Genomic DNA, 6,764 nt, shown 5'->3' with positions numbered 1-6,764 from the left:
GAAGCTGAACGACGTCGCCGCCGACGTATTGCCGGCGACGTCGATCTGCCGGACCTGGACGTTGTTCGTGCCTTCGACCGCGCTGAAGCTGGTGTTCCAGTGCGCACCGCCGTCGACGCTGTACTGCACGGTGGCGCCGGTTTCGACGCCGGTCAGGTTCAACTTACCGACATTGGTGACGTGATCAACAGCGCTGCTGCCCGAATCGACCGCCAGCGCCACACCCGGCGCAGCCGCCGCCGTATCGAGCGTGAAGCTGAACGATGTCGCCGCCGACGTGTTGCCTGCGACGTCAACCTGCCGGACCTGCACGTTGTTCAACCCTTCGACGGCACTGAAGCTGGTGTTCCAATGCGCACCGTTATCGACGCTGTACTGCACGGTGGCGCCATTCTCGATGCCGGACAGGTTCAACGTGCCGACATTGGTGACGTGATCAACAGCACTGCTGCCCGAATCGACCGCCAGCGCCACACCGGGCGCGGCAGCCGACGTATCAAGCGTGAAACTGAACGACGTCGCCGCTGACGCATTGCCCGCGACGTCAACCTGCCGCACCTGCACATTGTTCACACCCTCGACCGCCCCGAAGCTGGTACTCCAATGCGCACCATTATCGACGCTGTACTGCACGGTCGCGCCACTCTGAACCCCGGTCACATTCAGCGTACCGACATTCGTGACGTGATCAACAGCACTACTGCCCGAATCGATCGCCAGCGCCACACCAGGCGCCACAGCCGCAGCCGTATCGAGCGTGAAACAGCACGACGCCGCCGACGACGCATTGCCGGCGATGTCGACCTGCCGGACCAGCACGGTATTCGTTCCCTCGACCGCGCTGAAGCCGGTGCTCCAGTGCGCGCCGTTGTCGGTGCTGTACTGAACGGTCGCGCCGTGTGCGATCCCGCCGAGCGAAAGCGTGCAGTCCGACGTGATGTGGTCGGTGGCCGAACTGCCCGTGTCGTGCGCCAGCGCGACGACAGGGGCGGGCGGTGCAATATCGACATAGGCGGTCGCCCAGCTCAGCGTGCCGTTGCCCAACCGGATGGCGTACGTGAAGCTGTCCTGCGCGTAGCCGAGCGTATTGAAGCTGTTCGACAGCCATGACGCATCGAGATGGCTCGCATCGTATCCGACCTTGCCGTCCGACGTGACCCAGATGTGCGCGCCGTGCGCGCTGTAATCCATGCTCACGGCTTCGGCTCTCGCCGTGTCCTGCGTCAGCAGCGCGGTCTGCTCGAGCGCGACGGTCGCTTCGGTGCCGGAGTCGAGCGAGTAGAGCGTCTTGGCCGCGCCGCCGAGATCGTTCGCCATCACGTTCAGGTAGACGGTGGTGAGTGCATTGTCGGTGAGCCCTGTCTGCGCCGACATGAACACATCGTCTTGTGCCTGCGGCGTATTGCTGATGGACACCGCGGTGCCGTTCGAAGTCGTCGCCATGTCGTGCTCCCCGTCCTGTCTGATGTGTATTGATGCAGGCATTTCGCCGCCCCATGCGGGCTCGCCTGCGGATCTGCAAATCGGTCTTCGTATCAGCGCTCGCGCAACGCCATTTCCTTGGTCTTGATGACGGGCTTGAGCAGGTAATGCAATACGGTCCGGCGGCCGGTCCGGATGTCGACCGTCGCGATCATGCCCGGCACGATCGCGACCGGCTGGCTGCGGCCGCTCGGCTTGTTCTGCCGCGTGCGCACCAGCACGCGGTAGTAGCTGTCGGGTTTCTCGCCGGGGCGGTCGGGCACGATCGTGTCGGCGCTGATGTCCTCGACGACGGCCGGAAAGCCGCCGTAGATGGAAAAGTCGTACGCGGAGAGCTTGACCGTCGCGTCCTGCCCCGGATGCAGGAACGCGATGTCCGCGGGCCGCACGCGCGCTTCGATCAGCAGCGTGTCGTCCAGCGGCACGATCTCCAGCAGGTCCATCCCCGGCTGGATCACGCCGCCGACGGTGTTGATCTTGATCTGCTTGACCATGCCCTTCAGCGGCGCCCGCACCAGCGTGCGCGTGACGCGATCCTCGAGCGCCACATTGGCCGCGCTCAGCGCGGACTGTTCGGCGCGCGCCTGGTTCAGCTCCTTCATCGCGTCGGCGCGGAAGTGCGCGGTCGTTTCGTCGATCTTCTGGCGCGCTTCGCGATAGGCGGCTTCCAGCCGCGGCATCGCCAGCCGCGTCGCGTCGAGGTCGCCTTTCATGTCGTTGGCCTGCCGTTCGAGCCGCAGGACTTCGACATCGGATACCGCGCCTTTCTGCACGAGCGGGCTCGTCAGCGCCAGCTCCTTCGCGACGAGGCCATAGCTATGCTGCAGCTGCGCCTGGCGCGAACGTTTCTCCGCGAGCTCCTGGCGATGCTGTTCGGCCTGTTGCCTGAGCACGTCCAGATTGGCCTGCAATTCGCGCTGGCGCGATGCGAACAGCGAGCGCTCTTCGTCCAGCAGGCCGGGGCTCGTCTGCGCCAGCCGATCGGGTGCGACGAACGCGGCGCCGTTCGCCTCGGCGGTGAGGCGCGCGATCCGGGCAAGCAGCGCGGCATCCTTCGCCTGTCCTTCCTTGTACGACGACGTGAAGCGCGTATCGTCGATGCGCATCAGCGGCTGGCCTTTCTGCACGACCTGTCCCACGCGCACCATGATCTCGGAGACGATGCCGCCCTCGAGGTTCTGGACCACCTGCACCCGGCTGGACGGGATCACCTTGCCTTCGCCGACGGTCACTTCGTCCACTTCGGCGAACGCGGACCAGGCGAGGGCGACGACGAAGAAGGCGAGCGTCGCCCAGAGTATCCAGTGGCTGAAATAGCGCGGCCCTTCCATTGCCGCAGCGCAGCGTTCGCGCATGAACGCCGTATCGTCGGCGCGCGGCCTGAGGGCCGCGCCGATCCGTGCGACCAGCGCCTTGAGCGCCGCGGCGCGGTTCATCGTCGGCGTATCCGCGCCGTCGGGTTCAGCCAGCAGCGACATGGAGCGTCCTCCCTGCAAGCGCGGCCAGGACCTGGTCCTTCGGGCCGTCGGCGACGACGCGGCCCTGATCCATCACGATCAGGCGGTCGACGAGCGTGAGCAGCGACGGGCGATGCGTGACGAGCAGCAGCGTGCGGCCCTCGAGGCGGGCCGCGAGCCGCGCCTTGAACAGTTCCTCGGACCGGTTGTCCATCGCGCTGCTGGGCTCGTCGAGCAACAGCACCTGCGGCGACAGCAACATCGCGCGGGCGATCGCGACCGCTTGACGCTGTCCGCCGGACAACGCTTCGCCGCGCTCGCCGACGGCGAGATCGAAGCCGTTCGGCAAGCGGTTGACGAAGTCGGCGACCCCGGCGACCTGCGCGGCGCGCAGCACGGCGTCGTCGTCCACGCCGGGCGCGCCCAGCACGATGTTGTCCCGCACGGTGCCGTTGAACAGCATCACGTCCTGCGGCACGTGGCCGATCCCGCGCCGCAGCGCGGCGGGATCGTACTGGCGCAGCTCGACGCCGTCGATCAGTACGTTGCCGGAAGCGGGCGGATAGAGCCCCAGGATGAGTTTTTCGATCGTGGTCTTGCCCGAGCCGACGCGTCCGATGATGCCGACGCGCTCGCCCGCGGCGATGCGGAACGACACGCCGTCGAGCGACGTGCCGCTCTGGCCCGGGTACGCGAAGCCGACGTTCCGGAATTCGATCTCGCCGCGCAGCGCCGGCCGGTGCACGAAGCGCTGGTCGGCCGGGCGCTCGCCGGGCAGGTTCATCACGCCGCTGATCGACGCCAGCGCGCTGCGGGACTGGTGGTAGCGGGTCAGCAGCGACGCCACCTGGCCCATCGGCGCCAGCGCGCGGCCCGTCAGGGTCGTGCAGGCGATCAGGCCGCCGGTCGTGAGGCGGTCGTCGCCAATCATATAGACGCCGCACAGGACTACGGCGAGATAGGCCACCTGTTGGGAGAACATCGCGAAATTGACCGCGCATCCCGACAGCAGGCGCGACTTGAGCCCGAGCCGCGCGATCTCGCCCAGCAACTGCTCCCAGCGGGCCTGCATCGGCCCTTCCGCGCCGTTGACCTTGATCGTTTCGAGGCCGACCAGCGTTTCGATCAGCAGCGCCTGCCGTTGGCTCGCGTGGCGCTGGCTGGCCTGCACGGCCCGCGCGAGCGGCCCCTGCACGGCAACGCCCGCGCCGATCACGAGCGGCAGCGCCATCAGCGGCAGCCAGCCGAGCCCGCCGCCGACCCAGAACATCGCCGCGATGAACACCACCGAAAACGGCAGGTCGATCAGCGCCGCCGCGGTGGCCGACGTGAGGAAATCGCGCACCGCTTCGAATTCCTGGATCTGCGACGCGAAACCGCCGACCGACGGCGGGCGCGCGGCCATCCGGATGCCGAGCACTTTTTCGAACAGGTTGGCGGACAGGATCACGTCGATCTTCTTGCCGGCCATGTCGATGAAATAGCCGCGCAACGTGCGCATCACCACGTCGAACACGATCACGAGCACGATGCCCGCCGCCAGCGCCCACAACGTCTCGAGCGCGTGGTTCGGCACGACCCGGTCGTAAACGTTCATCGTGAACAGCGGCATGGCCAGCGCAAACAGGTTGACCAGCATCGACGCGAGCATCACTTCCGCGTAGATCGGCCACGACTGCGCGACCACGCCCCAGAACCAGTTGCGCGGGCGCGGCACGGCGCTTTCCGCGTCGCGCGCGTCGAACCGGTGGGCGGGGCGCGCGAACAGCACGAGGCCGGCATGGCGTTGCGCGAGCTCGGCCGGGGCGAGCGCTGCCTCGCCGCAGCCGGTTTCGGGAAGGATCACCTGCACGGTGCCGGACGCGTTTCTGCGAACCAGCACGCATGCCTGCCCGTCGTTCAGCAGCAGCACGACGGGCAAGACCGCGTCCGGGATGTCGTCGAGCGCGCGCCGGGCCAGTTTGGCGGAAAGGCCCGCGCGCGCCGCTGCCCGGATGAACAGCGCCGGCGTCAGGCGCTGGCCGGCCAGCGGCAGGCCGGCCACGAGCGCGTCGGCGCCCACGGGCCGGTCGAACAGCCGCGTCAACACGAGCAGGCAGCCCAGCAGCGGATCGTCCTCGATGCCCGATCCGTGGGGCAACTCCCATGCACGCGCGCCTGCCGCGCCCGCCGCGGCTTCCGTCGTGGCGGCGTGCATTACAGTACGCCGCCACGCAGGTGACGGTCGGACTGGTGCGGCAGTCCCCCCGGCGCGGATATCCCCGCCGTCAAGCGCTTTGTCTTGCTCATGCGCTACCCCGATGTTGTTCGTTCGATGTCCGTCGCTTGGTGCGACTGCTTGTCGACTACTGCCTTACGTCGGAGCAACAGCAAGTAGCGGGCCAGATGGGGTGGTGGGCGCGCGCAGCACGGCGGTGCGTGCTTGCGCGAGCCGGCCGGCCGGCGCGAATGGCGATTTGGTTTCGGATCTGATACGAATGAATGCGCGTGGCGTTGCGGACGTGCGCGGCGCGATGCGCGGCGGCGCTCACGCTCTTGTGCGCGGATCAAGATGGCAGGGCAGCAGGGCGGTGGCGAACCGTCGCCGTGGCGCAAGCGGGGCGCTGGGCCCGGCCTCGAGAAATGTTTCAGCGCTGAAACGTCCGGGGTGTCGCGACGTATCGCCGATGCAACGTGGTAAGGCCGGGGGCCGGCAGGCTTGCCGCAGGCGCGCCCGCCCATCGTAGCATCGACCCCTTATCCATCAGGAGATTGCCCGTTGGCTTCGCCATCCGCCCAGCGCCGGTCGTTGCGCTCTCGCCTGCGGCGCGCCCGCAATCCGTGGCAGGCGCCGCGCGCGCGCACGCTATTCACGCGACCCGCGACGTCGCCGCATCGCACGCTGCTGTTCCGCCTCGCCCTCGTCGTGTTCCTGTGCGCGCTCGCGTTCCTCGTGCTGTATCTCGATCGCGACGGCCTGCGCGATTCGACGAAGAGCACGCCGATGGGCATCGCCGATCTCGTCTATTTCACGATGGTCACGGTCGCGACGGTCGGCTACGGCGACATCGTGCCGGTCACCGCGCGGGCGCGGCTGATCGATGCATTCCCCATCGTGCCGATCTGCATCGGCATCTGGTTCATCTTCCTGGGCACGGCGTATCAGTTCGTGATCCAGCGCGTTGTCGAGGAATTCCGCATGAAACGCCTGCAAAAGCAACTGACCGATCACATCGTCGTGTGCGGCTACGGCCTGTCCGGCTCGATCGCCGTGCGCGAGCTGCTCGACAGCGGCGTCGATCCGGCGACGGTGATCGTGATCGACGCGCAGCAGCAGGCGCTCAAGGCCGCGACGTCGCTCGGCGTGACCGGGCTGCTCGGCGACCCCGCGCACGAGGACCTGCTGCAGCAGGCGCAGGTGCGCGCCGCGAAGGCGATGCATCGCGGTGACCGACGATCCGACCGCTATCCTGCTGACGCTGTCGGTGCGCAGCATCGCGCCCGACACGAAGATCGTCGTGCGCATCCAGGAGAACCTGTATCAGCGGCAATTGCGCCAGGCGGACGTGATCGTGTCGTCGACGAAGATCGGCGCGCTGCTGCTCGCCGATGCGGTGCACAGCCGCTACATCGTGCCGTTCGTCAACGACATGCTGTCGACCCGCGGCCGCGCGCCACGGCTTGAGCTTGCCGTCCGCCACGTCCTGAATGACCTTAAATCGGTCCAGCTCGCGCATCGTCATCGTGATCCGCTCCGTTGCGGCCATCGCAGCCTCCGGCGCCGGACACCCGGCGGCCGGACAGCTTACGCGGCCCGAAAGCGGACATTTCAATCTAGCCACTACA

At 67.6% G+C, this 6,764-nt stretch carries 3 protein-coding genes and 1 pseudogene; 1 reads left to right on the top strand and 3 read right to left on the bottom strand.

The features are described from left to right. The 3 genes from U5A56_RS36580 to U5A56_RS36570 form a co-directional block, all read right to left on the bottom strand. On the bottom strand, positions 1-1,443 hold a 1,443-nt coding region (locus U5A56_RS36580), incomplete at its 3' end, for an Ig-like domain-containing protein (RefSeq protein ID WP_321927336.1). A 92-nt stretch (positions 1,444-1,535) separates the two neighbouring features. Next, on the bottom strand, positions 1,536-2,960 hold the full coding sequence (locus tag U5A56_RS36575; protein ID WP_124489852.1) for an HlyD family type I secretion periplasmic adaptor subunit: 1,425 nt from the start codon (positions 2,958-2,960) through the stop codon (positions 1,536-1,538). After that, complete coding sequence (locus U5A56_RS36570) at positions 2,944-5,136, bottom strand: type I secretion system permease/ATPase (protein WP_321822656.1); 2,193 nt, start codon at positions 5,134-5,136, stop codon at positions 2,944-2,946. The genes U5A56_RS36575 and U5A56_RS36570 overlap by 17 nt, the downstream gene beginning before the upstream one ends. A gap of 561 nt (positions 5,137-5,697) precedes the next feature. Between U5A56_RS36570 and U5A56_RS36565 the strand changes: the two are divergent. Then, a pseudogene (locus tag U5A56_RS36565) lies at positions 5,698-6,604 on the top strand (potassium channel family protein); the annotation flags it as partial. Positions 6,605-6,764 lie beyond the last annotated feature (160 nt).

Source organism: Burkholderia sp. BCC1998 (assembly GCF_905339875.1).
Classification (GTDB): domain Bacteria; phylum Pseudomonadota; class Gammaproteobacteria; order Burkholderiales; family Burkholderiaceae; genus Burkholderia.
Note: the sequence above shows the minus strand (reverse complement) of the source record. Positions and strands in the feature narration are given on the sequence as shown.

What these genes read in the sequence shown, in the direction of transcription:
- U5A56_RS36575 (WP_124489852.1), bottom strand. Translation starts at nt 2,960, where the DNA reads ATGTCGCTGCTGGCTGAACCCGACGGCGCGGATACGCCGACGATGAAC.
- U5A56_RS36570 (WP_321822656.1), bottom strand. Translation starts at nt 5,136, where the DNA reads ATGCACGCCGCCACGACGGAAGCCGCGGCGGGCGCGGCAGGCGCGCGT.